General features: G+C 65.2%; 24 protein-coding genes and 1 pseudogene. 7 read left to right on the top strand and 18 right to left on the bottom strand.

The genetic code is table 11. From position 1 onward, the window contains the following. Window positions 1–229: 229 nt before the first annotated feature. From LuPra_RS00645 to LuPra_RS34195, 7 genes and pseudogenes are all read left to right on the top strand, one after another. Window positions 230–673 (top strand): helix-turn-helix transcriptional regulator, encoded by a 444-nt coding sequence (locus LuPra_RS00645; RefSeq protein WP_110174449.1) that lies wholly within the window; start codon window positions 230–232, stop codon window positions 671–673. 10 nt (window positions 674–683) lie between these two features. Further along, window positions 684–1,094, top strand: a complete 411-nt coding sequence (locus LuPra_RS00640) for a VOC family protein (protein WP_110168973.1) — start codon at window positions 684–686, stop codon at window positions 1,092–1,094. Window positions 1,095–1,147: 53 nt separating this feature from the next. After that, window positions 1,148–1,384 (top strand): hypothetical protein, encoded by a 237-nt coding sequence (locus LuPra_RS00635; protein ID WP_110168972.1) that lies wholly within the window; start codon window positions 1,148–1,150, stop codon window positions 1,382–1,384. 167 nt (window positions 1,385–1,551) lie between these two features. Beyond that, window positions 1,552–3,873, top strand: coding sequence for an ATP-binding cassette domain-containing protein (locus LuPra_RS00630; RefSeq protein WP_234800658.1), 2,322 nt, complete (start codon window positions 1,552–1,554; stop codon window positions 3,871–3,873). Between the two features lie 61 nt (window positions 3,874–3,934). Next, window positions 3,935–5,287: a TAXI family TRAP transporter solute-binding subunit gene (locus LuPra_RS00625; RefSeq protein WP_157898581.1), complete on the top strand. Its 1,353-nt coding sequence runs from the start codon at window positions 3,935–3,937 to the stop codon at window positions 5,285–5,287. A 136-nt stretch (window positions 5,288–5,423) separates the two neighbouring features. Further along, window positions 5,424–6,011, top strand: a complete 588-nt coding sequence (locus tag LuPra_RS00620; protein WP_110168969.1) for a dihydrofolate reductase family protein — start codon at window positions 5,424–5,426, stop codon at window positions 6,009–6,011. A gap of 293 nt (window positions 6,012–6,304) precedes the next feature. Further along, window positions 6,305–6,412 (top strand): annotated as a pseudogene (locus LuPra_RS34195) (BBE domain-containing protein); the annotation flags it as partial. Between the two features lie 103 nt (window positions 6,413–6,515). Here LuPra_RS34195 and LuPra_RS00610 read toward each other — a convergent pair. The 18 genes from LuPra_RS00610 to LuPra_RS00515 form a co-directional block, all read right to left on the bottom strand. Continuing rightward, the gene (locus LuPra_RS00610; protein ID WP_157898580.1) at window positions 6,516–9,482 is read right to left on the bottom strand and encodes a tetratricopeptide repeat protein; all 2,967 of its coding nucleotides are present in this window, start codon (window positions 9,480–9,482) and stop codon (window positions 6,516–6,518) included. Next, window positions 9,482–10,123, bottom strand: a complete 642-nt coding sequence (locus LuPra_RS00605) for a toll/interleukin-1 receptor domain-containing protein (RefSeq protein WP_110168967.1) — start codon at window positions 10,121–10,123, stop codon at window positions 9,482–9,484. The genes LuPra_RS00610 and LuPra_RS00605 overlap by 1 nt, the downstream gene beginning before the upstream one ends. Before the next feature lie 5 nt (window positions 10,124–10,128). Then, the gene (locus LuPra_RS00600) at window positions 10,129–10,623 is read right to left on the bottom strand and encodes a hypothetical protein (RefSeq protein ID WP_234800656.1); all 495 of its coding nucleotides are present in this window, start codon (window positions 10,621–10,623) and stop codon (window positions 10,129–10,131) included. A 107-nt stretch (window positions 10,624–10,730) separates the two neighbouring features. Continuing rightward, entirely contained in the window at window positions 10,731–11,327 is a 597-nt protein-coding gene (locus tag LuPra_RS00595) for a NuoI/complex I 23 kDa subunit family protein (protein WP_110168965.1), read from the bottom strand. Then, window positions 11,327–12,418 (bottom strand): complex I subunit 1/NuoH family protein, encoded by a 1,092-nt coding sequence (locus LuPra_RS00590; protein WP_110168964.1) that lies wholly within the window; start codon window positions 12,416–12,418, stop codon window positions 11,327–11,329. The genes LuPra_RS00595 and LuPra_RS00590 overlap by 1 nt, the downstream gene beginning before the upstream one ends. Then, window positions 12,415–13,998, bottom strand: coding sequence for an NADH-quinone oxidoreductase subunit G (locus tag LuPra_RS00585; protein WP_110168963.1), 1,584 nt, complete (start codon window positions 13,996–13,998; stop codon window positions 12,415–12,417). Before LuPra_RS00585 ends, LuPra_RS00590 begins: the two co-directional genes overlap by 4 nt. Beyond that, entirely contained in the window at window positions 13,986–15,824 is a 1,839-nt protein-coding gene (gene nuoF / locus LuPra_RS31450; RefSeq protein WP_162271265.1) for an NADH-quinone oxidoreductase subunit NuoF, read from the bottom strand. Before nuoF ends, LuPra_RS00585 begins: the two co-directional genes overlap by 13 nt. Continuing rightward, on the bottom strand, window positions 15,821–17,143 hold the full coding sequence (gene nuoD, locus LuPra_RS00565) for an NADH dehydrogenase (quinone) subunit D (RefSeq protein ID WP_110168960.1): 1,323 nt from the start codon (window positions 17,141–17,143) through the stop codon (window positions 15,821–15,823). Before nuoD ends, nuoF begins: the two co-directional genes overlap by 4 nt. Next, complete coding sequence (locus tag LuPra_RS00560) at window positions 17,143–17,724, bottom strand: NADH-quinone oxidoreductase subunit C (RefSeq protein ID WP_110168959.1); 582 nt, start codon at window positions 17,722–17,724, stop codon at window positions 17,143–17,145. Before LuPra_RS00560 ends, nuoD begins: the two co-directional genes overlap by 1 nt. After that, complete coding sequence (locus tag LuPra_RS00555; RefSeq protein ID WP_110168958.1) at window positions 17,721–18,236, bottom strand: NADH-quinone oxidoreductase subunit B; 516 nt, start codon at window positions 18,234–18,236, stop codon at window positions 17,721–17,723. Before LuPra_RS00555 ends, LuPra_RS00560 begins: the two co-directional genes overlap by 4 nt. 14 nt (window positions 18,237–18,250) lie before the next feature. Further along, entirely contained in the window at window positions 18,251–18,604 is a 354-nt protein-coding gene (locus LuPra_RS00550) for an NADH-quinone oxidoreductase subunit A (protein ID WP_157898578.1), read from the bottom strand. Window positions 18,605–18,675: 71 nt separating this feature from the next. Next, window positions 18,676–20,091 (bottom strand): NADH-quinone oxidoreductase subunit N, encoded by a 1,416-nt coding sequence (locus tag LuPra_RS00545; RefSeq protein WP_110168956.1) that lies wholly within the window; start codon window positions 20,089–20,091, stop codon window positions 18,676–18,678. Further along, complete coding sequence (locus LuPra_RS00540; RefSeq protein WP_110168955.1) at window positions 20,088–21,566, bottom strand: complex I subunit 4 family protein; 1,479 nt, start codon at window positions 21,564–21,566, stop codon at window positions 20,088–20,090. Before LuPra_RS00540 ends, LuPra_RS00545 begins: the two co-directional genes overlap by 4 nt. After that, entirely contained in the window at window positions 21,563–23,329 is a 1,767-nt protein-coding gene (locus LuPra_RS00535; protein ID WP_110168954.1) for a Na(+)/H(+) antiporter subunit D, read from the bottom strand. Before LuPra_RS00535 ends, LuPra_RS00540 begins: the two co-directional genes overlap by 4 nt. Then, window positions 23,319–23,540 (bottom strand): hypothetical protein, encoded by a 222-nt coding sequence (locus LuPra_RS00530; protein WP_110168953.1) that lies wholly within the window; start codon window positions 23,538–23,540, stop codon window positions 23,319–23,321. Before LuPra_RS00530 ends, LuPra_RS00535 begins: the two co-directional genes overlap by 11 nt. Next, complete coding sequence (locus LuPra_RS00525; RefSeq protein WP_110168952.1) at window positions 23,537–25,000, bottom strand: monovalent cation/H+ antiporter subunit D family protein; 1,464 nt, start codon at window positions 24,998–25,000, stop codon at window positions 23,537–23,539. Before LuPra_RS00525 ends, LuPra_RS00530 begins: the two co-directional genes overlap by 4 nt. Continuing rightward, a complete protein-coding gene (gene nuoK / locus LuPra_RS00520) occupies window positions 24,994–25,296 on the bottom strand; it encodes an NADH-quinone oxidoreductase subunit NuoK (protein WP_110168951.1) in 303 nt (100 codons plus the stop codon). Before nuoK ends, LuPra_RS00525 begins: the two co-directional genes overlap by 7 nt. Then, complete coding sequence (locus LuPra_RS00515; protein ID WP_110168950.1) at window positions 25,296–25,814, bottom strand: NADH-quinone oxidoreductase subunit J family protein; 519 nt, start codon at window positions 25,812–25,814, stop codon at window positions 25,296–25,298. The genes nuoK and LuPra_RS00515 overlap by 1 nt, the downstream gene beginning before the upstream one ends. Between the last annotated feature and the right edge of the window lie 3 nt (window positions 25,815–25,817).

The following is a 25,817-nucleotide window of genomic DNA, read 5'->3' as shown; positions in this document are numbered from 1 at the left end:
TCGTCTGACAAGGAACACGTCGAGGCGGACTACTTCCTCGTCGAAGACCTGGCGCCCAACGGCATCGTGAACGTGGAAGGCGATCACACGATTCATGTGATCAACCTCCACGGCAATCGGGGCCGCACGCGGGAATGGCGCGGTGATGCTCCCCGTCGATCGGAAGTAGGAACGGGAGCGGCGCCAGCGGCGCTAGACACCTCCGTTGCGCGGTGGCACGATCGCGCAGGTGAACAGCAGACCAGCCGTGGCGCCGCACCTGCGCGAACTCGCGCTGCTCCGCCGTGTTCGCGACCGCATGGATCGGGAGTACGACCAGCCCCTGGACGTCGAGGCGCTCGCCCGCGGCGTACAGATGTCGGCCGGGCACCTCAGCCGCCAGTTCAAGCTGGCGTACGGCGAGTCGCCCTACGCCTATCTGATGACGCGAAGGATCGAACGCGCGATGGCGCTGCTGCGTCGTGGCGACCTCAGCGTCACGGATGTCTGCTTCGAGGTCGGCTGCTCGTCGCTGGGCACGTTCAGCACTCGCTTCACCGAGCTCGTCGGCGTGCCGCCCAGCGTCTATCGGCGCGACGCCGCGCATGCGACGACGGGGATGCCATCCTGCGTCGCGAAACAGGTGACCAGACCGGTCAGGAATCGAGAAGCGCGGGCCCAGGACCGCACCTAGACTGAGTGCCATGGATATCACCATTCACTCGAGCTTTCTCCCCCACGACGACCCTGACGCCTCGCTGGCCTTCTACCGCGACACCCTCGGCTTCGAGGTCCGCAACGACGTCGGCTACAACGGGATGCGCTGGATCACGGTCGGACCCGTCGGCCAGCCCGGCATCTCCATCGTCCTGCATCCACCAGCCGCCACGCCCGGCCTCACCGGCGACGAGCGCCGGACCATCGCCGAGATGATGGCCAAGGGCACGTACGCCATGGTCATCCTGGCCACCCGCGACCTCGATGGCACGTTCGAACGTCTGCAGGCCAGCGGCGCCGACGTCATCCAGGAGCCCACGATGCAGCCGTACGGCATCCGCGACTGTGCGTTCCGCGATCCCGCAGGCAACCACATCCGGATCAACGAGGTGCGCTGAGCCGCCCGGCGGGCGCGGCGACGAGCTGCACCGACGGTCCAAAGGAGGTCCCAATGAACTGGAATAGCTGGATTCGTCAGTTCCACCGCTGGGTGTCCGTGGCCTTTACGCTGACCGTGATCGCCAACTTCGTCGTCATGGGCATGAACGGCGGCCAGCAGCCTCCCCCGTACGTGACCTACTCGCCACTGCTGCCGCTCGCGCTGCTCATGTTCACGGGGCTGTACCTGTTCGCGCTGCCCTATGTCGCCAGAGCCCGCAGTGGGCGAGGGAGTCTCTCATCTTCATGAAGAAGAAGAGCAGCGGACCTGTCTCGCCGAAGCCGGGAGCGAAGGGACCGTCAGGCGGAGGCGGACCTGTCTCGCCGAAGCCGGGAGCGAAGGGACCGTCAGGCGGAGGCGGAAGCCGGGAGCGAAGCGACCGTCCGGCGGAGGCGGACAGCCACGAGTTGATCCGCGTGCAGGGCGCACGCGTGAACAACCTCAAGGACATCAGTATCGAGATCCCGAAGCGCCGGCTGACGGTGTTCACTGGCGTGTCGGGCTCTGGCAAGAGTTCGCTGGTGTTCGGCACCATCGCCGCGGAGTCGCAACGGCTGATCAACGAGACTTACAGCGCCTTTGTGCAGGGCTTCATGCCGACGCTGGCGCGGCCGGACGTCGACGTCCTCGACGGGCTGACGACCGCGATCATCGTCGACCAGGAGCGGATTGGATCGAACCCACGTTCCACCGTCGGCACCGTCACCGACGCGAACGCGATGCTGCGGATCGTCTTCAGCCGGCTCGGAAAGCCGCACATCGGCTCGGCCAACGCGTACTCGTTCAACGTCCCCTCGGTGACCGCGAGTGGTGCCATCACCGTCGATCGAGGCGAGGGCAGGACGCAGACGAAGAAGGCGACCTTCAATCGTCTCGGCGGCATGTGTCCACGCTGCGAAGGCATGGGCAACGTCAACGACTTCGACCTGTCCGCGCTGTACGACGACAGCAAGTCGCTCAACGAGGGCGCGCTCATCATCCCCGGCTACAGCATGGACGGCTGGTTCGGCCGCATCTTTCGCGGTTGCGGCTTCTTCGATGCCGACAAGCCGCTCCGCAAGTACAACAAGAGGGAGTTGCACGACCTGCTCTACAAGGAACCGACGAAGATCAAGGTCGACGGCATCAACCTCACGTACGAGGGGCTGATCCCGAAGATCCAGAAGTCGTTCCTCTCCAAGGACGTCGACGCGCTGCAGCCGCACGTCCGCGCCTTCGTGGAGCGGACCATCACCTTCACCGTCTGCCCAGAGTGTGACGGCACGCGGCTCAGCAAAGAGGCCCGGTCGTCGAAGATCAAGGGGAAGAACATCGCCGACGTCTGCTCGATGCAGATCAGCGACCTGGCCGAGTGGGTCCGCGATCTCGACGAACCCACCGTCGCCCCGCTGCTGGCCGCGCTCGGCGAGAGCCTCGAGTCGTTCGTGGAGATCGGCCTCGGCTACCTGAGCCTCGACCGGCCGTCGGGCACGCTCTCTGGTGGCGAGGCTCAGCGTACCAAGATGATCCGCCACCTCGGCTCGTCGCTCACCGACATCACGTACGTGTTCGACGAACCGACCATCGGATTGCACCCCCACGACATCCAGCGGATGAACGACCTGCTGCGGCAGCTGCGGGACAAGGGCAATACGGTGCTCGTCGTGGAACACAAGCCGGAGACGATCGTGATCGCCGACCACGTCGTCGACCTCGGCCCCGGCGCCGGCACGGCGGGCGGCGCCGTCTGCTTCGAAGGCACCGTCGAGGGTTTGCGGGCCAGCAACACCATCACCGGCCGCCATTTCGACGACCGGGCCGCGCTCAAGAAGAAGGTGCGGACGAAAACCGGCAGTCTCGAGGTGCGCGGCGCCAGCACGCACAACCTGCAGCACGTCGATGTCGACATACCGCTCGGCGTGCTGGTGGTGGTGACCGGTGTGGCAGGGTCGGGAAAGAGCTCACTGATCCAGGGCTCGGTGTCGGAGCGGGACGGAGTGGTGACGGTCGACCAGGGTGCGATCCGAGGCTCGCGACGCAGCAACCCGGCGACGTACACGGGACTGCTCGACCCGATCCGCACTGCGTTCGCGAAGGCCAACGGCGTGAAGCCGGCGCTCTTCAGCGCCAACTCCGAAGGCGCCTGCCCCACCTGCAACGGCGCCGGTGTCATCTACACCGACCTGGGGATAATGGCCGGCATCGCCACCACGTGCGAGGACTGCGAGGGAAAGCGCTTCCAGGCATCGGTGCTGGACTACCACTTCGGGGGCCGAGACATCAGCGAGGTGCTCGCGATGGGGGTGACCGGGGCGAAGGCATTCTTCGGCCACGGCGAGGCGCGCACGCCGGCCGCGCACGCCATCCTCGAACGGCTCGACGACGTCGGGCTCGGCTACCTCAGCCTCGGCCAGCCACTGACGACGCTGTCCGGCGGCGAGCGGCAGCGGCTCAAACTGGCCACCCACATGGGCGAGAAGGGCGGCGTCTACATCCTCGACGAACCGACGTCCGGCCTCCACCTCGCCGATGTCGAACGGCTGCTCGGCCTGCTCGATCGTCTCGTCGACTCTGGCAAGTCGGTGATCGTGATCGAGCACCACCAGGCGGTGATGGCGCACGCCGACTGGATCATCGACCTCGGTCCGGGCGCCGGGCATGACGGCGGCCGGATCGTCTTCGAGGGCACACCCGCGAGTCTCGTCGCCGGCCAGTCCACCCTCACGGGCAAACATCTGGCCTCTTACGTCGGCAGGTGACTGAAGCCCGCCGCGTTGGTACCATCCCGGCACGATGCGAAACTGGCGGCGTGCCGGAGTCGTGACGGTCTCCGTCGTCGCGCTTGTCTTCGCATTCGTCGCGCTCCTGGAATTCCTCACCCCCAGCCTCGCCTATCAGCTCAGGGACCGCGTCGTCGAGACTGCGTCAGGTCGGCGGGGCCGTACGTACCGGATCGCGCTCGGCTCCGCGATCGGATCGAGTTACCGCGCGGGCACGGTGCTCAACCAGCACCTTCGAGACAGGGCCGGCTATGAGCTCGAACTCGTGAGTACCGTCGCTCCCGGTAACGTCCGGCTGCTGCTCGACGCCAGCCAGCGGATCGATCTCGCCGTCGTCAGCAGCGTCGACGATGACGCGGTGCGATCCTCTGGCGTGTATGGAGTCGCCGCTCTCGAGCCGCAGCACTTCTTCGTCATCGTGCGCACCGACAGCGCGTTGCGGGACGTGCGCGATCTGACCGGTGCGGTCAACCCCGGTGTACGCGACGCGGGGCATCCGCCAACCCTCGGCGAGCGCGTCCTCGATTACTACGGGCTGCTGACGTCGACGCCGGGAACAGGAGCACCGGTCACGGTGGTGCGTCCACGAGGCAGCAACGTCGCGGACTTCGAATCGGGCCACATGGTCGCGGCTACGCGAACACAGTTCCTCCGATCACCGCTCATCGACGAGATCCTGAACACCGCTGACTACCGACTGGTACCCATACGCGATCACGAGGCCCTCGCGCGATCGATTCCGGGTGCCCGGCCCGGCTTCATTCCGGCTGGCCTCTACGGGCCCGGCCGCCGCATTCCCTCCGAGGCGGTGCCGACGCTCGTCGTCACGCAATTGCTGGTCGCACGGCCGGATGTCCCTGGACGCGTCGTGCGGGACATCCTCGAGTGCATGTACCACCCGCGGTTCGCACGCGATGCGCAGTACGCGTTCACGGAATCGACGGGACGTGACGTCGGCGGCCTGCCGCTTCATCCGGCGGCCACGATCTTCTACGGCCGCAACGACCTCGTCACCTCGGATCGACTCGGTCGACTGTCGTTCGTCGGCTCGGTGCTGGTCGCGCTCTTCACGCTCGCGCAATACGCCATCCGGCTCCGCCGCAACGACAGTCTGCGGGACAGGCGCCGCCTGCTCGGCGACGAGCTTGCGCGACTCGAACAGCTGCGGGGGCAGATCGCGGGCGACAGCGATGCCGGCACGAGACGGGCGCTGGTTTGCGATGCAGACGAGGTGCTGTCGCGGGCGGAGCAGCAGGCGGCGGCCGGACAGTGGAGCAGCGAGGACATCCAGGCGCTCCGATCGCTGCACGCACTGTGCCGGGTGTCCGAGGGCCGCCTTCCGGCCAGCGCGGAACCTCCGCCGGTCCCGGTTGCGGCGCCATCGCCGCGATGATTCTTCGCCTGACTCAATGTCAGAGTGTCAGACAGTCGACGTACGGACGTCGTCTGATACGGACAGGCGTTGCCCCTCGCAAGCACGAGGTCAGCGCCTCGAGGAATCGCGGCAGGTTCCGCGGGAGAGGTCGAGCATGAGGAAGCTGATCGTTTCGGAGTTCGTGTCGCTGGACGGCGTGATGCAGGCCCCAGGCGGGAAGGACGAGGACCGCGACGGCGGGTTCGAGCACGGCGGCTGGACCATACCGTACTGGCACGATGACATCGGTGCCGCGTTCGGCGGACTGATGCAGGGCGTCGATGCGTTCCTGCTGGGCCGTCGAACCTACGTGACGCATGCCGATGCGTTCGAGCCACTGCCGCCGGGCGATCCGTTCGGCGACCTGATGAACGCGCCGAGGAAGTACGTGGTCTCGAAGACGCTGACGCAGCCGATCTGGCGCAACACGACGGTCATTCGAGACAACGTGGTCGGATCCATTCGGGCGCTCAAGGCGGAGCCGGGCGGCACCATCCTGACCGACGGCAGCAGCCAGCTCGTACATGCCATGATCGAGCACGACCTGGTCGACGAGCTGCACCTGCTCGTGTATCCCCTGGCCCTCGGCAGTGGCAAACGCGCGCTGCCGGCTGGTGTCCACGCGACCTTCGAGCTGGCGTCGGCCACGCCGTATCCGACCGGAGTCGTGGGGCTTCACTATCGTCGGCGTCGCGCGAGCTGAACGCCGTGACATGACCGACCATGACCGTCGAGCAAGCTCGACGGCTCCTTGTTCACTCACGCACCGTGCGCTGACTGCCACATCGGACATGCCCACGGCGCAGAACTCAAGGAGCACAGCGATGCTCGTCGGATCAACCCCGTACTTGTGGGCCCGATCCGGCGAGCCGAGACCGCCTGCGCCGGAAAGGCAGCCCCACCACCGCTGTGCGAGGCATGGGGAACGGTGATTCCGCTCGGCGAGTATCCGGGGATTGGCATGGGTGGCCATGTAGTGGGTGGCGCGTTCATCGCTCGGGCACGCCGTGGCACACGCTCTACGACCAGGCGAACTATTCGCGCCTGCAGCGGGCCAACGCGCGGTGGGATCCGCGCAACGTGTTTCGCCATGCGCTGTCGGTTCACCGCGGGCCTGAGGCACATCGGTGGCCGGTGGACTGTAGGGACGACCCGGACGCCCGCTGCTCCAGGTCCACTTCAGGCCGAGCGCGCATCGCGCCACGGCTCAGCTCCTGGTGCCGCGTGCCCCAGGATAGTCGCCGATCCCCCGCGGCCCTGACTCGATCCGGTCCTTTTCGACTCGCCGCGCCCACGCCGAGGCCAGATGCTCCTGGTGCAACTGCGCACCGGCCACATCGCCCAGCGCAATCAAGGCCCGCGCGAGGTGCGTGCGCACCGCCAGCGTCCTTCGGTCGTCCTCGCCGGCCAAGCGCAGGTACTCCTCGAGCACGTGCTCCAGTAACGGCCGGGCGGTCGCGAAGTCGTCCTGCGCGCTGGCAGTCAGCGACAGCTCGACCATCGAGGCAAGCGTGTCACGGTCCTCATGGCCGAGAATGCGGCGCCGTGCAGCGAGGACGGTCTCGTGAATTTGCCGCGCCTTCGTCAGGTCGCCGGCCTGACGAAGCGTTTCCGCGAGGTTGTAAGCCGCTTTCAACGTGTCCGGGTGCTCGTGGCCTTGCACGCGGCGGCGGACCTCGACTACCTGTTCGAGCAGCCGCCGCGCTTGCTCGGCGTCGCCCAAGGCGCGGAGCGTCAGCGCCAGGTTGTTCATGGCCGCGAGTGTTTCAGGATGCTCTGGTCCCAACGTCCGACGGCGGCCCTCGATGACAGCCATGCCCAACGCCTTGGCCTCAGGCAACTCTCCCTGCAGGCGAAGTGTCTCGGCCAGGTTACCCATCGAGACAAGCGTGGCTGGATGATCGTCACCGAGCACGCGGCGACGTGTCTCCAGCGCCTGCTCCTCAAGCGCCCGAGCGCCGACAAGGTCGCCCTGCGACCACAAGGTACTGGCCAGGTTGTTCATCGCGGTCAACGTCTCGGGATGGGCCGGGCCGAGCACGTCACGCCGGACGTCGAGCACATGCTGTTCCAGGGCGCGTGCCTCGGATAGTGCCCCGAGTGCCCACAACGTTGCAGCCAGATTGGCCGTCGCACGCAGTGTCACCGGGTGCTGCGCGCCAAAGACGCGGCCATAGGCCTCCACCACTGCCTCCTGCGCCGCGCGGGCCTCCGCAAGGTGCCCCTGAGCCTGCAGGATGGCGGCCAGGCGATCCCTGGATGCGAGCGTGTCAGGATTGTCGTTACCGAGCGACGCCGACTGGGCTGCCACCACGGCCTCGCAGGCCGCGCGAGCTTCGTCGAGGCGCCCGCTGTCGCGCAGCACGTCGGACCTCAACGCCAGCGTGGCCAGGGTGTCCTCGTGGGCGGGACCCAGGAGGCGTGACCGGGCCTCGAGGACGGCATCCGTCAATTGAAGTGCCTGGTCGGCGTGACCCTGCTCGGCCAGTACCTCGGCGAGTTGCTGACGAATCGCGAGCGTCTCGCGAGCCTGCTCGCCGAGGACTGTCGCAGCGATTGTGCCGGCATGCTCGAGCATGCTCCGGGCCGTTGCGTAGTTGCCGAGTGCCCAATGCGTTTCCGCCAGACGGCGGCTGGCGTTGAGCGTGGACTGGCGCTCGTCGCCGTCGCACCTTCGACGCTCTTCGAGGACGAACTCGCGAAGCGTCCGTGCTTCGGCGAAGGCGGCCGCGTCCTGGAGCTGTGAGCCGAGCGCGTCCAGGGCCGCGACCACGTCGGCGGAGGCGCCTGAGGGGCCGCGCAGGGCCTCGATTTCCGAGAGCGCGAGCCGGCCAAGCCGTTCGGCGGCGGCGGATTGACCCTGCGCACGGAGACTCGGTGTGGCCTGGAGCATCGCGCCGATCGCGTGTACGCGCACGGGAACGCGCAGCTGCGGCAGCGCGGCGCCGAGCGACTCGAGCACGGTCAGGGCGGCAGAGAGATCGCCACCGCCACCGAGCGCCGTGCGCACGTAGCGCTGCATGGCGCGCACCGTGTCGAGGTGTGTCGCTCCCCGATGCTGCTGCGACAAACGGACGATTTCCGCCTGCAACGCCAGCAAGGGCGCAACATCGATCGTCGCGTCTCGCTGGAACTCCGCTTCACGCTGAAGCAGGCTCTCGAGCCGCGTTCGCTCTCGCGCCTGCGCCGGCGTCTCCCATGGCGCCGCGGAACTGCCCAGCCAGTCGAGCAACGCCTCATAGCTTCGGATGATCGAGAAGCGGTCGTGGTCGGGAGCCGCCAGCGCCGCCACTTTCTCACCGTAGGAGTAGTCGGGACTGTGCTGCACCTGCACTTCATTGAAGTAGTCCGAAAGGTCGCACCCATCCAGCGCATACGCACCACGGAGAATGCGTTCGAACTGCGGCTGGAACCCTTCGATACCGAGCGTCGCATCGCCGTGGCGCCACTGGCGGCGCAGTTGCTCGCGTTGATCGTCAATGCGCGACGGCAACGGATAGACGAGCAGCGGCCGGAGGTCCGGAGATCCACGCCGGTACTCCACGCTCGACCGCACAAGCTGCTCGACGCCAGTCAGGCTCTGCTGATTGGCCGTGAAGACCACCACGACCTTGTCGGGCAGCAGCGAGGTACAGATACCGCTGATGTCGGTGAGCCCGGTCCGCGAATCGACGAGCACGACGTCGTACTGGCGCAACAGCAGGCTCGCGAACGTACGAAAGAGCGTCGGTGAGTCCCGGTATATCTCCTGCCAGTCGAGCCTGCTCAATCGCGCCTGGTACGTCGAATCGAATCGGCCAGCCTGCATCAGGTGGACGTTGGGCACGACGGTCTCGCGGCAGTGGGCGGACAGGGGAATGTTCGCCAACACGGCCTCGTCGTCCACCGCCTCGCCGCGGCGGTCCTTGATGGCAGCCTGCACCTGCGAGAAGTACTCGACCAGTCCGTCGACTGCCGACTCTGCCTCACCTGTCTGAGCTGGATGCAGGTAGTAATGCAAGCCCGGGGCTTCGAGATCCCAGTCGACCGCCAGAACGCGACAGCCCGGATCCCGGCGGGTGATCAGGCACGCCGCGTTGGCAAGTGCCATGGTGCGTCCCGTGCCGCCCTTGTACGAGTAGAAAGTGACTACTTCGTGGAGGCGCGTGACGTCCTCGGAAACTGGGGACGCCATCATTGTCCGGGGAACGGCGGCGGCGGTGGAGGCGCCATCTCTGGTTGCGTCACCTGCATCCTGGCCGGAAAACCGTAGTCCTTGCAGGTGCCGACCACATCCGCGCCGACTCTCTGCAGCTTGTCGCAGAGCGACTTGATGTAATTGGCAATCTCGAACAGCTTCGCGCTGGTCTCTTCGTCTTCGCCGATGTTGAAGTGCGGATTGGTCGCCTGGCGCGAATAGTCGAGGTACTGGCAGCCGTCGCGCACGGCGTTTGGCAGATCTTCGAAGCGGCCACGCACGATGAAGGGGATGATCAGCCGGCAGCCGTGGAGCTCGCTACCAAGCTTCTTTCGCCGACGCTTCTCGATCTCGAGCATGGCCTCGATCTCTTGTAGGCAGTAGTCCGATTCGAGGTACGCCGGCCAGTAAACAATGACCATGCACGCGCTACGGCAGATTGCCTCGGCGAGCTTCTCGTCGTATTGGTAGCCGGGCACGAGGCGCTTCTGGTCGAAGTAGACCTGGTGCGTATGCGTGTACATCTCGACGTGATCGCTGATCGCCTTGAAGACATGCGCGATCAACTTCTCTTCGCGGCTGCCTGCGGTAGCCGGATGGCGATAGCTGATGAAGCAGGCGTGGAGCGTGTCAGTCATGTGGGTCACGCCGCGGACGCGCTGAGTCCATCGTGGTCGCACCCGCTCGAAGACAGGACGTCAGCATGCGCGTGTGGATGGCCGGGATGGTACATCGAATTGATGCCCCTCTTTCCGGTGAGCCTCGTAGACGAGCCGGATGCGGCCGACTCGTTCCCGCGCTCGATTCGGCGCGACACGTCGTAGTCCGGGAACTCGCGGACCATGCGCTCCTGGAGCCGATCCGCTGCTCCGGAATCAAGGCGCTGGCCGATAAGCCCACGCAGGTCGTCCTGTAGCGCCTCGGTCAGGTCGTCCTCGGGCACACCGCGAATGTCGGCGTGCTCGACGATATAGCGCGCATTGATGTTGTCGCCGTGATCGGGCACGTCCTGATCGCTGATCGTGTCTCTCGGGACGAGTGGCGATTGATCAGTCGGGGCCAGGGGCGTGGCGACAAGCAGGCCGATGAGCAGACCGAAGGTGCGCATGCCCTCGCAGAGAGCAAGGATGGAGCCCACGGCGAAACTGTTTGTGATCAACAAGATAGCGCAATGATGGTGTGGCGATCGGTCACACCTGTGCGCGCGCGGCCACACCGTGGCGGAGGATCAGCGGCGACCGCAATTCACTCCCAGCTGCCCTTGATCTCTCCGCCGCTATGGCGGCACTCATGCGGGAATTTCAGGTCGCACTCGACCACGGGCTTGCGCAGGGCCGGGTTCATCAGTTCGTGGATGTCGAGCTTCATCTCGTCCCGGGAATAGGCCGCGACGTCGAGTATCCCCGTGTCCATGCGGATGGCGTCCTCGGGGCAGACCTCCACGCAGTATCCGCAATAGACGCAGATCCCCAGGTCGATGTCGAAGCGGACCGGATACTTCTCGACGTTGGGATCGGGATGTTCACCGGCAACGATGGTGATGCACCTGGCCGGGCAGACGGTCTCGCACAGCATGCATCCCACGCAGCGTGGAGTACCTTCTTCACGGACGGTCAAGCGATGGCGGCTGCGGAATCGCCGCGCCAGCGGCCTCGGCTGCTCGGGATACTGGAACGTCGCCGACGCCGCACGGTGCGTGAGCGCGCCGACGCTGTGCGCCGCGTGAAGAAACAGGTTCCGGAAGAAGTGTGCAGACGTGATTCTGAGGCCGCTGAAGATCTGCGGAATGTACAGCTCTTCCCAGAACGTGAGCTCGCGCCGCCGCAGGACCTTGACGCCCATCAGGATTTACCGCCCAGAAGTGCCAACGCCGCCGCCGTCACCAGCACGTTGGCAACCGCAATGGGGAACAGCCCCTTCCAGCCGAGCACCATCAACTGGTCGTAGCGAAGGCGCGGCAGTGTCCAGCGGATCTGCATGAACAGCCAGCAGAAGGCAAGGACCTTGATCGAAAAGCTGCCGACGCCGAGCACCGCGTACGTCCACGACGACAGTGGCAGCTCTGCACCCCACGGAAAATGGAAGCCGTCCGGCATGAGGTACGGCACCTGCCACCCGCCGAGAAAGAGCGTCGTGACCAGGCAGGCGACCATGATCGTCTCGAGAAAATCAGCGAGATAGAACATGCCGAACTTCATGCCGCTGTACTCGACGAAGTAGCCGATGACCTCGGACTCCCCTTCCGGCATGTCGAAGGGCGTGCGCTTGGTCGCTGCCAGCGCGGCCGTCAGGAAGACGAAGAACGCGACCGGCTGCACGACGATGCCCCAGAGCGGAATCCAGCCGGCCACGTACCTGCCCTGACCCCGTACGAGTTCCTGCAGGTCCAGCGTCCCGTACACCATGATGACGCCGATGATCGCGATGCCGAGGGCAATCTCGTAGGAGATCATCTGCGCCGTCGCTCGCAGTCCGCCCAGCATCGCGTAGTTGTTGCGCGACGCGAACCCGGCGAGGATCACGCCGTACACCCCCAGTGACAACATCGCAAAGACGTACAGCAGTGCGACGTCGATCCTGGCGACCTGCAGGTCGATGACGCGCTCTCCGATGACGACGCGATCACCGAACGGGATCCCGGCAAACGCCACGAGCGCGAAGAACACGGAGAGGGCGGGCGCGAGCATGTGGAGGACCCGGTCCGCGCCATCCGGGATGATGTCTTCCTTGGTGAACATCTTCACCGCATCGGCGAGGGGGTGGAACAGCCCCATCAATTTGAAGCCGTAGATGCTCGCGCGGTTCGCGCCGATGCGATCCTGCATGATCGCCGACTGCTTGCGCTCGATCCAGGTATGCAGCCCGGCAAGGTTCAGGACACCGAAGAAGACGATGCCCACCAGCGTCAGTTTGATCAGCAGGTCCGGCATCATTGGCGTATCGATAGCCCTTGTGAGCCCATCGCCTCGTAGCTCATGCCCTCGAACGCGGCGACCGTCTTCGCCATCGCCAGGAAGATCTCCTGCGTCGTGCGCCAGGGGAAGGGGTGATCGAGCTGTTGCGCGATGTCCAGCAGCACCGCCCAGTCTTCCCGCGAGCCGGCCAGCGGCGGCAACGCGCAGCCGATGCGCTGAACCCGGCCCTGGCAGTTGACGAAGGTCCCGTCCTTCTCGAGGTATGCCGCCGTCGGCAGTACCCAGTGTGCCGCCGCAGCGGTGCGATTGTCGTTGGTCCCCGAATAGATCAGGAGATCGACCGTGCCCGACAGCGCATCGAGCTCGGCGTCGCCGATGAGCGCCGCCAGGTCGAGCCCGAAGACCCACAGCGCGTCGATGCGTCCAGCACGGGCGTCGGCAAGAATGCTGTCCACGGGCGGTGCGCCAGGGCCGGCCAGTCCAAGTATGGTCGCGCCACGCGTGTTGGGACTCTTGTCGGCCCTGATGAGAAAGTCGTCACTGTAGCCAGGCGGAACCGGGACCGCAGCCATCACGCTGGCCCCCAATCCGCGCTGGAACACCTCCCTGATGAGGAACAGTTCCTCGTTGCTGAGTCCGGAGGAGGCGATGACACCGAGACGCGCGGCACCGCTATCGCGCGGTGCGAGCGCCGCACTGATGTCGGCGACGGCCTGTTCCCAGGTCGATTCGGCGCCGCGATGACGGACGTGGGTCAGGCGCCCGCGGTCGATCCAATGAAAGCCGAAGCGCCCCTCGTCGCACATCCACCACTGGTTGACGTCCGGGTTGTAGCGAGGCTTCAGGCGCATGACGCGCGCGCCGCCGTTCAGGTGCGGCCTGTCGAGCACATAATGCACGTCGACGTTGCACCCTTGCGCGCAGCCATTGCACACGGACGGGGCACTCGAGAGGTACCAGACGCGCGCCTTGAACCGAAAGTCCTGTTCGGTGAGGGCGCCCACCGGACAGACGTCAATCACGTTGCCTGAATACGGGTTGTTCAGCTCCTGCCCGGGATAGAGGCCCAGTTCGGCCCTGTCGCCGCGATTGAAGATGCCGAATTCTCCCGTCCTCGTGATCTCATCGGTGAAGCGGACGCAGCGCGAGCAGAGGATGCAGCGTTCCTGGTCGAGCATGACGTGCGGGCCGATGGCGACCGCCTTCTTCTTCTTGACCTTCTGCTCGCGGAACCTCGCATCGTAGAGCCCGAAGTTCATGTAGAAGTTCTGCAGTTCGCATTCCCCGGACTGATCGCACACCGGGCAGTCGAGGGGATGGTTGGCGAGGAGGAATTCGAGCACGGCCCGCCGGCCGTCTTCGGCCTTCTCGCTCGTGGTGTGCACAACCATGCCCTCGCTCACCGGCGTATTGCAGGCGATCTGCAGCTTGGCGGTTTTTTCCACTTCGACAAGGCAGATGCGGCAGTTTCCGGCGACCGACAGGGCGGGGTGATAGCAGTAGCGCGGAACGAAGATGCCGAGCGTCTCCGCGGCCTGGATGACCGTGGTGCCGTCCGGGCTGCTGACTTGCCGGCCGTCGATCGTCAGGGTTGGCATGCGGCCACCTCTCGGCTTCGCGCGGGGCACGTCCCGATCCGGACGTGCGCGTCGAACTCCTCGCGGAACTTCGTGATGTAGGACTGCACCGGCCACGCCGCCGCATCCGCGAACACACAGATGGTCTTGCCCTCCATGTCTCGGGCAATCGCCAGCAGATCATCCAGGTCCTGCGGCCGCCCCTTGCCCTCGGCAATGCGATTGAGGATGCGGTACACCCAACCAGTGCCCTCCCGGCACGGCGAACACTGGCCGCACGACTCGTGCGCGAAGAACTTCGACGCCGATTGCAGCGCCTCGAACATGCACGTCGTGTCGTCCATCACGATCACGCCGCCCGATCCGGCCATCGAGCCGGCCGCCATCAACGAGTCGAAGTCCATCTGGACGTCGATCTCCGATGCGGTGAGCACCTTGGCCGAGATGCCACCCGGGACGACGGCCTTCAGCGTTCGGCCGTCACGGACCCCTCCGGCGTGGCCTTCGATCAACTCACGCAGGGACACACCGACTGGCGCTTCGTAGAGTCCCGGCCGCTGGACGTGCCCGCATACCGAGAACAGCCGCGTCCCTCCCTGCGTGGACGTGCCGAGGCGCGCGAAGCGCTCCGCCCCCTCGCGAAGGATGAACGGCACGCACGCCAGCGTCTCGACGTTGTTGACGATCGTCGGGCAGTGGAACAGTCCGGAGATTGCCGGGAACGGCGGCTTGAGCTTGGGAAAGCCCTTGCCGCCTTCCAGTGATGTCAGCAGGGCTGTCTCTTCGCCGCAGATATAGGCGCCTGCGCCGCGATGGACGACCACGTCCAGATCGAATCCGCTGCCCTGTATGTTCGTGCCCAGCCACCCGTGCGCATGGGCCTCCTGCACGGCGCGGTTGAAGCGGTCCGCCGACCGGAAGTACTCGCCCCTGATGTAGACGTAGGCCTTGTGGCTGCCGATGCTGTAGGTCGCGACGATCATGCCTTCCAGCAACGCGTGCGGATCGCGCTCGAGGATGTAGCGATCCTTGAACGTCCCCGGTTCGCCCTCGTCGGCGTTCACGACCAGGTACACCGGCCTGGCGCTGTTCTTCGGGATGAACGACCACTTCTTCGCCGTCGGGAAACCGGCCCCCCCGAGACCGCGGAGATTCGACTGCGAGATCTCGTCGATGATCTGCGCTGGCGTCATCGAGAGCGCCCGCTTCGCAGCGACGTAGCCTCCGCTCTCGACGTACGCGTCAAACCATGTCCCGTCCGCGTTCCCGAACCGCGTCGAGAGCACCGGGCCAGCGGTCGAAATGAACGGCTCGGGCTCGTGACAGGCGTCACCGGGCTCGCCCGCCTTCGCACCGCCCAGCGGCGCGAAGGTAGCTGGCCGAAGCGCATCGCGGAGAATCGATTCGAGAGCGCCCGGTTCGTCCAGCGGACCGACGAATTGTTCGTCGAGCTGGGCCATCGGCGCGATTTCGCACGCACACAGGCACTCGACAGCCGTCACCGTCAGCTCACCGCCCGGTGTCGTCTCGCCAGCGCGAACCCCCAACTGGTCCTGGATGCGCGTCAGCACGTCGCCGGCGCCGCGCAGCAGACAAGGCAGGCTCGTGCAGACACGAAGTTCCCGCCGGCCTCCCGGCGTCGTACGGAACATCGAATAGAAGGACACCACCTCGCGTACGTGCGAGACCGCGACGCCCAGATGGCGGCCGACCCAGAACTCAGCCTCGGCAGGGACATGACCGAGCTCCGCCTGCACCAGCCACAACAACGGCAACATCGCCGCGCGTGGCTGGTCGTATCGCTGGATGATTTCCCGTGCCTGCGAGTCCAACGCGTCGAAATTCATCGATCCAGTTCGCCCCCGATCATGTTGACGGACCCGAACGTTGGCGTCAGGTCGGCGATCATGTCGCCGATGAGGAGCTTGGGCAGGGCCGACATGATGGCAAAGCATGGCGGACGGACCCGCACCCGGTACGCAGAGCTGCTGCCATCGCTGACGATGTAGAACCCGAGCTCTCCGTTGGCTCCCTCGACGGGAAAGTAGACCTCTCCGGCCGGCGGCTGTATGCCATGGCCGTACATGACGAGCTTGAAGTGCTGCATCAGCCCTTCGATGTTGCCGTACGTGTCTTCCTTGGGCGGCAGGAACACGCGCTTCTCGTCCCCCGCAATGTGCAGATGCAGCGGCTTGCTGGCACCGTCGAGCGTGGGATCGGTGACGGCGACGCTGTCGGCAATGCTCCTGATGTTTCCGACCTTGGCGCGATCGACCATCTCCGCTGCCGGCATCGGCTTCGCTGTGTCAGGGCTCGCGAGCACCGGACCGTCCGGAATCTCCCTGAGGGCCTGCTCGACGATCCGCATCGACTGTTCCATCTCCTCCATGCGGACCATGTAGCGATCGAGGTTGTCGCCCCTGGTGCCGACCGGCACATCGAACTCGAGCCGGTCGTAGACCGCGTACGGGCAATCCTTACGTACGTCATAGGCGACGCCGCAGCCGCGCAGGAACGGTCCGGTGATGCCGTGCGAGATCGCATCCTCGGCCGAGATCTTTCCTGTCCCCGACATGCGATCGACGAAGATGCGATTGCGCGTCAGCAGCGTGTCCGACTCCTTGATCACCAGGCGCGTTTCCTTGAACGCGTTCGCGCACGCCTCGTCGAAACCCGCGGGAAGATCCCCCTTCACTCCGCCGACGCGACAGTACGTCACCGTGAGGCGCGCCCCGGTCACCATTTCCACCAGGTCCCACAAGTACTCGCGGGCCTTGATCATGTAGAGAAACACCGTGAACGCGCCCAGCTCCATCGCGCTGGCGCCCACGCACGTGAGGTGATCCGAAATCCGCGAGATCTCCGACATGATCACGCGGATGTAGTGGCAGCGATCCGGGACCGACATCCCCAGCAGCTTCTCCACGGCCATGCAGTAGCCCATGTTGTTGATCAGCGGCGAGACGTAGTTGAGGCGGTCGGTGTACGGCATGACGCCGTTGTAGTCGACCGTCTCGGCCATCTTCTCGAAGCCGCGATGCAGGTAGCCGATCTCGACGTCGATGTCGACGATCCGCTCCCCGTCGAGCGTCGTGACGATCCTGATGATCCCGTGCATGGCGGGATGCGCGGGCCCGACATTCAGCAGCATCTCGCGCGTGTTCATCAGTTCACCGGGCCGATGAGGGGCTGCCGCTTGTCGACCGGGTAGTCCTTCCGGAGCGGATGGCCGACGAACTCGTCGTACATGAGGATGCGCTTCAGGTTGGGATGCCCACGGAAACGGATGCCGAACATGTCCCAGACCTCGCGCTCGAGCCAGTCGGCACCTGCCCACAGCGGCGTCACGGAATCGACTTCCGGATCGTCCTCCTGCAGGAGCACTTCCACGCGCAGCCGATGCTTCAGCGGCAACGAGAAGAAGTGATAGACGACGGCGAAGCGGGCATCCGCAGGCGGACCGGGCCACGGGTCGAGCGTGGGAATTCCGGATGACGGACGCACCGCCACACCGGACGAGGAAAAGAATGCGCGTGACGGCTTCTTTCCGAAGGCGGAGAAGTCGACGGCCGTCAGGTCCATCAGCACATTCATCTGGAAGACCGCGTCCTCCTTGAGTGATCGCATGACCTCGAGCAGGGCGGCTCTGGCGACGATCACCGTGGCATCGCCGCGAAACGAATGCGACGCCGTCACGGCGGCGGGGAAACGATCGCGCACCGCCTGAATCAGTGACACGGCGCTCATGGCTCGAACACCGGCCTCTGCATCGCCGGCCTGAGCTCCGGCACGGGGCGCTGGCCGGTGGCATGTTGCTCGGCGATGCGTGCCTGCAGCTTGAGCAGGCCATCCAGCACGTACTCGGGTCGTGGAGGACAGCCCGGGATGTAGACGTCGACGGGAATGATCGTGTCGATGCCCATGACGGTGGCGTAGTTGTCGTAGAAGCCGCCCGTGCAGGTACACACGCCGAACGAGACGACCCATTTGGGTTCGGCCAACTGGTCGTAGATGCGCTTCAGGATCGGCGCCATCTTGTGACTGATGGTGCCGACCACGAAGAGCACGTCGGCCTGGCGCGGCGAGAATCGCGGCAGGCCGGCGCCAAAGCGATCGACATCGTAGTGAGCGCAGGCCGTGGCCATGTACTCCATGCCACAGCACGCCGTCACGAAGGGGTACTGGAAGATCGAAAACTTCCGGGCCCAGCCGATGGCCTCGTCCAGACGGCTCGTCACGAATCCGCCTTCGCCAGACATCTCTCGTTACCTTTCTATTGCCATTCCAGGGCGCCGTTGTCCCAGGCGTAGAAGAACCCGGCCATGAGCACGCCCAGGAAGATGACGACCTCGGCCAGTGCCCACATCCCGAGATCGCGGAACACGACCGCCAACGGGTACAGGAAGACCAGCTCGACATCGAACAGGATGAAGAGAATCGCGGTCAGGTAGAACTTGATCGACAGGTGGCCTGTCGGCAGCGAGAGGGGGTCCTGTCCGCACTCGAAAGGCACGGACTTCGCGGCGGACGGCATCCTGGGGCCGAGCGTCGATGCCAGGGCGATGAACGCGGCGACGAGCGCCCCCGCCAGCACAAAAGTGACCACGATGCCGACGTATTCACTCATCAGCAAAGGCCCCGCTTTCGGATGGGAATAGACCCCATCATTCTACGCCTCGGTCGAGGTCCGAGGGCCGTTCACGGCTGTGCCGACGCCCAGACGGCGAAGGTCCCCGGGAAGATGCCGCCGACAATCGTGACGAACGCCGCAAGCACGACCGCCGCCGACACTGCTGCCGGAAAGCGGCCGGGCGCCGGTGTCTGCACGTCGCTCATGAACATGAGGACAGCCACGCGCAGATAGAAGAATGCGGACACGATGCTGCACAACACGGCGACAACGGCCAGGACGAGATGGCCGGACTGCACCGCGCTGAGAATCACGCCGAACTTGGCCGCGAATCCGGCCGTCGGCGGTATGCCGGTCAGCGACAACAGGAACAGGAACATCAGCCACGCCGTCCACGGCGTGGTCGCCGCCAGTCCGCGATAGCCGTCGAGGGTCTCGCCGCGCTCGCCCATACCGACCACGATGCCAAATGCCCCGAGCGTCATGAATGCATACACGAATGCGTACGTCATCGTCGCCGAGGCGCCGTCGGCCGTCCCGGCGATGAGACCCAGCAACGCGTACCCGGCATGCGCCACCGACGAATAGGCAAGCATCCGCTTCATCGACGTCTGCGCCAGCGCGAGGAGGCTGGCGACGGTCATCGACAGCACGGCGAGCACGACCATGATCGAGGACCAGACGCCCTGCTCGGACACGAATGCCACCATGCACACGCGTCCCAGCGCCGCGAGCCCTGCGGCCTTCGAGCCGGCCGCCAGGAACCCGGCGACTGGCGTGCTGGCACCCTCGTAGGCATCGGGTGCCCACGCGTGGAACGGGACTGCCGCAATCTTGAATGCCAGCCCGGCGACGATGAGCGCGACGGCGATTCCCAGCAGTGGTGATGGCGCCTGAGCGCCCGACGCGGTGCCGGCCTTCAGGTGGGCGGCGATTGTCGCGAAGTCCGTCGCGCCTGTCACGCCATAAACGAGGCTGATTCCATACAGCAGCAGGGCCGATGCAAAGGACCCCAGCAGGAAGTACTTCATCGCCGCCTCATTCGAGACGGCCTTGTCGCGCGTGATGCCGACCAGCACATAGGCGCACAGCGACATCAGCTCGAGCCCCAGGTACAGCATCAGGAACTCGACGGCCGATGCGGTCAGCATCATTCCTGTGGTGGCCAGCACGAGCAGCGCATGGTACTCGGCAGGCCGGACGCGCTCCGCATCGAAATGCCTCACCGACAGGAGTGCCACCAACGCCAGGTTCGCCGCGAAGAGCAGCTTGAAGAACACGGCGTAGCCGTCGGTTGTCACCGTACCTCCGAAGCCCATGGTCGGGACGTCCATGGCAAGGCCAGCGAAGGCGGCCACAGCCGCCGCCACGATCGCCAGGCCTGCGGCAACACCTGCGCGTGTGATCCGACGTGCGGCGACGATCAGGACCAGGCCCACACCTGCAAGGACCAGTTCGGGGAGCAGGACGAGCAGATCTCTCACGGCCGCCCCGCAATTCCGCCGCTCGAGGCCACGTCTGCCAGCAACTGTGTGACCGACCCGCGAAGGACACCGAGCACGGACTCGGGGTAGAGGCCGATGACCACAGCCAGCGCGACCAACGGCGCGAGGGTCACGACTTCGCGGATGTTGAGGTCCAGTCGCACTCCCTGCACACCTGGACCGAGCTCGCCGATGACCATCCGGTAGAACAGCCACAGCACATAGGCAGCGCCCAGCGCGACACCCCACACTGCCATCGCGCCGATCAACGGCCAGACCCTGATCGCCCCGAGAATGATGAGAAATTCCCCGACGAATGAATTGAGCCCTGGCGTGCCTGCAGCGGCGAGACAGAAGATCGCGAGGAACGTCGAGTAGATTGGCGCGACCTTGAACAGTCCCCCGTACTTCGCGACGTCGCGGGTGTGAGTACGCTCGTAGATCATTCCCACGCACAGGAAGAGAGCGCCGGTGATGATCCCGTGATTGATCATCTGCAGGATGGCGCCCTCGATGCCGCTGCGGTCGAGCGAGAAGATTCCGAGCGTCACAAAGCCCATGTGACTGATGCTCGAGTACGCAATGAGGCGCTTGATATCGGTCTGGGCCAGCGTCACGTACGCGCCGTAGACGATCGCGACCCCTGATAACACCAGCATCGGCGTCAGGAACAGGCGGACGGCATCAGAGAGGATCGGCAACGCAATCCGCAGCAACCCGTAGCCGCCCATCTTCAACAGGATCCCGGCCAGGATCACGCTCCCGGCAGTCGGTGCCTCGGTGTGCGCATCCGGAAGCCATGTATGCACGGGGAACATCGGCACCTTTACCGCGAAGGCGGCCGAGAACGCGACGAAGAGCCACGCCTGTTGTGTCAGCCCGAGGTCGGTCCTCGCCAGCGCCTCGAAGTCGAGCGTGCCGCTCGTGTGCAGCAGCGAGATGAGACCGACGAGCATCAACAGGCTCCCCGCCAGCGTGAAGATGAGGAACTTCAGCGCGGCGTGAACGCGGCCCGTCCCTCCCCACACGCCGATGAGCAGGAACATGGGAACGACCATGAGTTCCCAGAACATGTAGAAGAGAAAGAAGTTCGTCGCCGCAAACAATCCGATCATCGCCGTCTCGGCAACGAGCAACGTCGCGTAGAACTCCCACACCCGCACCTGGATGGCATTCCACGACACGGCGACGCACAGCACGCTGACAAATGCCGAGAGGCCGATGAACGGCAGGCTGATGCCGTCGACACCCATGCCGTAGGCCACGTTCCAGGACGGGATCCATGGCCGGCTCTCGACGAACTGGAGAGCGCTCGAGGTCTTGTCGAACGACAGGTAGAGCGGTGCCGACACCGCCAGCGTGGCGATCGTCGTCACGAGCGCGATCCAGCGCGCCAGTCGCACGGGGCACAGGAAGATGAGAGCCGCCCCTACTGACGGCAGGAACGTCGATGCCGTAAGGACTGGATACGTCATTGTCGTGCGAACAGGGCAATGGCCATGGCGATCAGCACGCCGGCCGCCATCATGAGCCCGTGATGCTGAGCATGACCGGTTACCACCAGCTTCAGGCTCTGGCTCACGGCGTCGGTAATGTTGCCGATGCCCTCGGCGGCGCGGTCCACGACAGACGCGTCGACCTGACGCAGCCGGGCTGCGGTACCCAGCAGCAGGCGCCCAACGAAACCCTCATAGACGAGCGCGAGAGCGTTCTCCACGCGCACGAGCGCGGAATAGCTATGAGCCATTGCCGTCGACAGACCCCGCCGGTAGAACCAGTCCGTGTCGAGACTGATCGTGGGCTCTGGGTCGAGGTGGGACAGCAGGGCGAAGAACCCGAGCGCCGTAAAGCTGAGCACGCCGAGCGTCGACAGCACGTGGCGTACCGTGTAGGGCGCGTAATCGACGTGGTACGGCAGTTGCGCGTACAGCAGGCCCGGAAAGACGCCAATGATGATGCAGGCGGCCGCGGCCAGGCCCATCGCGACGAGCATGTTCGACGGCGGCTCGTGAGCAGCGAGACCGCGATCACGACCGAAGAACATGTAATACGGAAGCTTGAGTCCCGTATGCAGGAACGTCCCCGCCGAGGCCAGCGTCAGCGTCAGGAAGATCGCCGCCCTGTGGGATTCGCCGGCCGCGGACACGACCATCGACTTGCTGACGAAGCCGCTGAACAACGGCACGGCTGAAATGGCGAACGCGCCAATCATGTAGAGACCGAGCGTCACGGGCATGGTCTTGTGAAGGCCGCCCATCTCGCTCAGTTTTCTCCGGCCCGTGACCTCCAGCACCGCACCAGCGCCCATGAAGAGCAGTGCCTTGTAGAGGATGTGCGAGAACGCGTGTGCGGTCGTGCCGTTCAGCGCCATCTCCGTGCCAAGGCCGACGCCGCACACCATGTAGCCCACCTGGCTGATGATGTGGTACGCGAGCAGCCTCCTGGCATCGTTCTCGAGCACGGCGTACACGACGCCATAGACCGCCATCGCGGCGCCCGACCACACCAGGAGCTCGGTGCCCGCGAATCCCCGCACCAGGGCATAGACCGCCGACTTCGTGGTGAACGCCGTCAGAAAGACGGCGCCCGTGACGGTGGCCTCTGGATAGGCGTCAGGCAGCCAGGCGCCCAGCGGCGGCACCGCTGCATTGAGGAGGAAGGCGACGAGGATCAGCGCAAACGCGGTAGTCCCCGCGTGGGCCGACATGTCAACGAACGCGAGCGATCCGGAATCCGACCAGTAGAGGACGATCCCCCCGAGCAGGCACAACCCGCCGAACACGTGGACGAGCAGATACCGGAACCCCGCTGCCACCGCGGTGCGTTCGCGGCGCAGCCATACCAGCATCACCGCCGATACCGCCGCCAGTTCCCAGAACAGGAAGAGCGACAGGAAGTCTCCCGCGAATGTGATTCCGAGCGCGCTACCCGCGTAGGTCAGCGCCGACACGTGCTGCGCGTCGTCGTTCACGTGAAGCGCGTACACCATGCCCACGAGGGTCATCAGCGCGAATACGTACGCGAACACGAGGCTCAATCGATCGACACGGCCGAACGTCAGATCCTGCCCGACAAAGTGCACCACGCCATAGGTTCCCGGCTGCAGGAGCAGGCAGTCGATCAGCGCAACGGCCGGCACCAGGATCATGGCGACGCGCTTGGCCGTGCCCCCGAGCAGCGGGATGAGCCACGCGCCGGCAATCAGCACGAGGCCTGGATGAATCCACTCAGGACTCATAGGAGTCCTCCGGGCGCATCAGCCAGTGCTTCCCAAGGAACTTCGAGACGAGGATGATCGCGACACAGGAGAAGAAGCCATAGACGGAGCCGAACGCGGGCCAGTCCTCGAAGGCGAAGTGAGCGTGCTCGTCGTAGAGGATCCACGGGGCAATCGCCTCGGCAAGGGCGAGCACCACCAACGATGCGTAGAACGCGCGCTTGAGCTTCACGGCTTCACCATTCCCGCCAACTTCAGCACCGGATCGGGATACATGCCCAGCAGCAGGCTGAGGACGGCACTGAACACCATCGGGACCACCATCAACGGCATTTCGCGAATGTGATCGTGATCGTGGCTCGCTGTCGGCACCTCGAAGTACGCCTTGTACACGACCGGACCGAGATAAGCCGCGTTCAGCAGCGAGCTGACCAGCAGCACGGCCAGCACCCACGGGTTTCCGCGCTCGACCGATCCCACCGCGAGATACCACTTCGAGATGAAGCCGGACGACGGAGGAATGCCGACCAGGCTCAACGAGGCGATGGCAAACGCCGCCATCGTCCACGGCATCTTCCTGGCGAGCCCCGACATCTGGCTGACGTCGGTCTTGTGAGCCGACGCGTAGATGGAGCCGGCGCAGAAGAAGAGCGTGATCTTCGACACCGCGTGATTGGTGATGTGGGCGATGCCGCCGACGATCCCGCTGGTGGTGAGCAGCGCTCCTCCCAGAACGATGTAGGAGAGCTGGCTGATCGTCGAGAACGCGAGCCTGGCCTTCAGGTTGTCCTGATAGAGCGCCAGGACCGAGGCCAGGAGAATCGTCGCAGAAGCGAAACCCATGGCAATCGTATCGACGCCGAGCTGTCGCATCGATTCCGTGCCGAAGACGAACAGGAAGACGCGAAGCGTGGCGAAGACTCCGGTCTTGACGACGGCCACCGCGTGCAGGAGCGCGCTGACCGGCGTCGGCGCTACCATCGCTGCCGGCAGCCAGCCATGCAGCGGCATGACAGCGTTCTTTGCGAGGCCGAACATGAACAGCGCGAAGACGATCGCAAGCAGCGTCGGGTGAGCAGCTACCTGGCCGGCCGGCAGGATGCCTCCGGGCCGGAAGTCGAGGGTCCCTGCCACTTGATAGGTCAGGACGATCGCGGGCAGCAGTAACAGCTTGGCGGCCCCCAACAGATAGACGACGTACTTGCGGGCGCCCGCCCTGGCTTCCGGTGTCTCCTTGTGTGCGACGAGTGCATATGTGGCCAGCGTCAGTGCTTCATAGAACAGGAACAGGGTGAACAGGTTGGCGGCAAATGCCACGCCCATCGTCGCCGAAAGCGCCAGTGCGAAGCAGGCGAAGTAGCGAGTTTGCGCGTGCTCACCGAGCGTGCGCACGTAGCCGATCGAGTAGAACGACGTGGCTATCCAGAGAAGCGATGCGCCCAGGGCAAACAACAGGCCCAGGCCATCGGCACGAAATGCGATCGTCACGCCGGGAACAAGCTGGACGAGCACACCTTCCGGAGTAGCCCCCGCAATCACTTGCGGAGCCATCGACGCGACCAGCCCGAACTGCAGGACTCCCGCCGCCACCGACCAGAACTCCCTCACATTGCGTCGTCGTTCTCCAGTGGCGACGACAAGCAGGGCGGCTGCCGCGGCCACGAGAATCGCCAGGAGTGGCGTACTCACCACTTCAACTCGGTCAGGTGCTCGATCCTGACATCGGGCCTGTTGCGAGCCAGCGCGATGACCAGTCCCAGGCCGATCGCCGCTTCGGCCGCCGCCACGGCGATGACAAAGAGCGCGAGGATCTGGCCGCGCTCCTCGAGCAGGTGATGACCGAAAGCCGCGAAATTGACGTTGACGGCATTGAGCATGATCTCGAGGGAGACGAGCATGAGGATGATGTTGCGCCGGCTGAGGAAGCCGACCAGGCCAATCCCGAAGAGGATCGCGCTGAGCCCCAGCAACGCGCCCGTGGTCACCATCAGGACGCTGTCTTTCTTCGGGCGACGACGACAGCACCGAGGATGGCCACCAGGAGCACCAGCGATACGACTTCGAAGGGCAGCGCAAACTCGGTGAAGAGCAGCATTCCGACGGCCGCAACGTGCGGCATCGGCGCAGCGTCAACAGTCGCGGCCGGCGTCGGTGTCGCCAGTCCCGGTTGGTACCAGCGCATCAGGAGGAAGGCAAAGACCGCTCCGGCTGCGGCGGCCAGCGGCCAATGGGCACCGAAACGGCGCGCCGCCGTTTCGCTCGGCAGATCGAGCAGCATGACGAAGAACAGATAGAAGACGAGGATGGCGCCCGCGTAGACGATGACCTGCACCGCCGCCAGGAACTGGGCGCCGACGAGCACGAATATCCCTGCGACGTGCAGGAACAGGGCGAGGACCCACAGCATGCTGTGGATCGGATTGCTGCGTGTGACAGCCAGCGCCGCGCTGGCGATGCTGGCTGCCGCTAGGTAATAGAAGGCCGCCTGTCCCGCAAGGGTTCCCATCGG

It is taken from the genome of Luteitalea pratensis (assembly GCF_001618865.1).
Lineage (GTDB): Bacteria > Acidobacteriota > Vicinamibacteria > Vicinamibacterales > Vicinamibacteraceae > Luteitalea > Luteitalea pratensis.
This window is presented reverse-complemented; position numbering and strand designations above follow the sequence as displayed.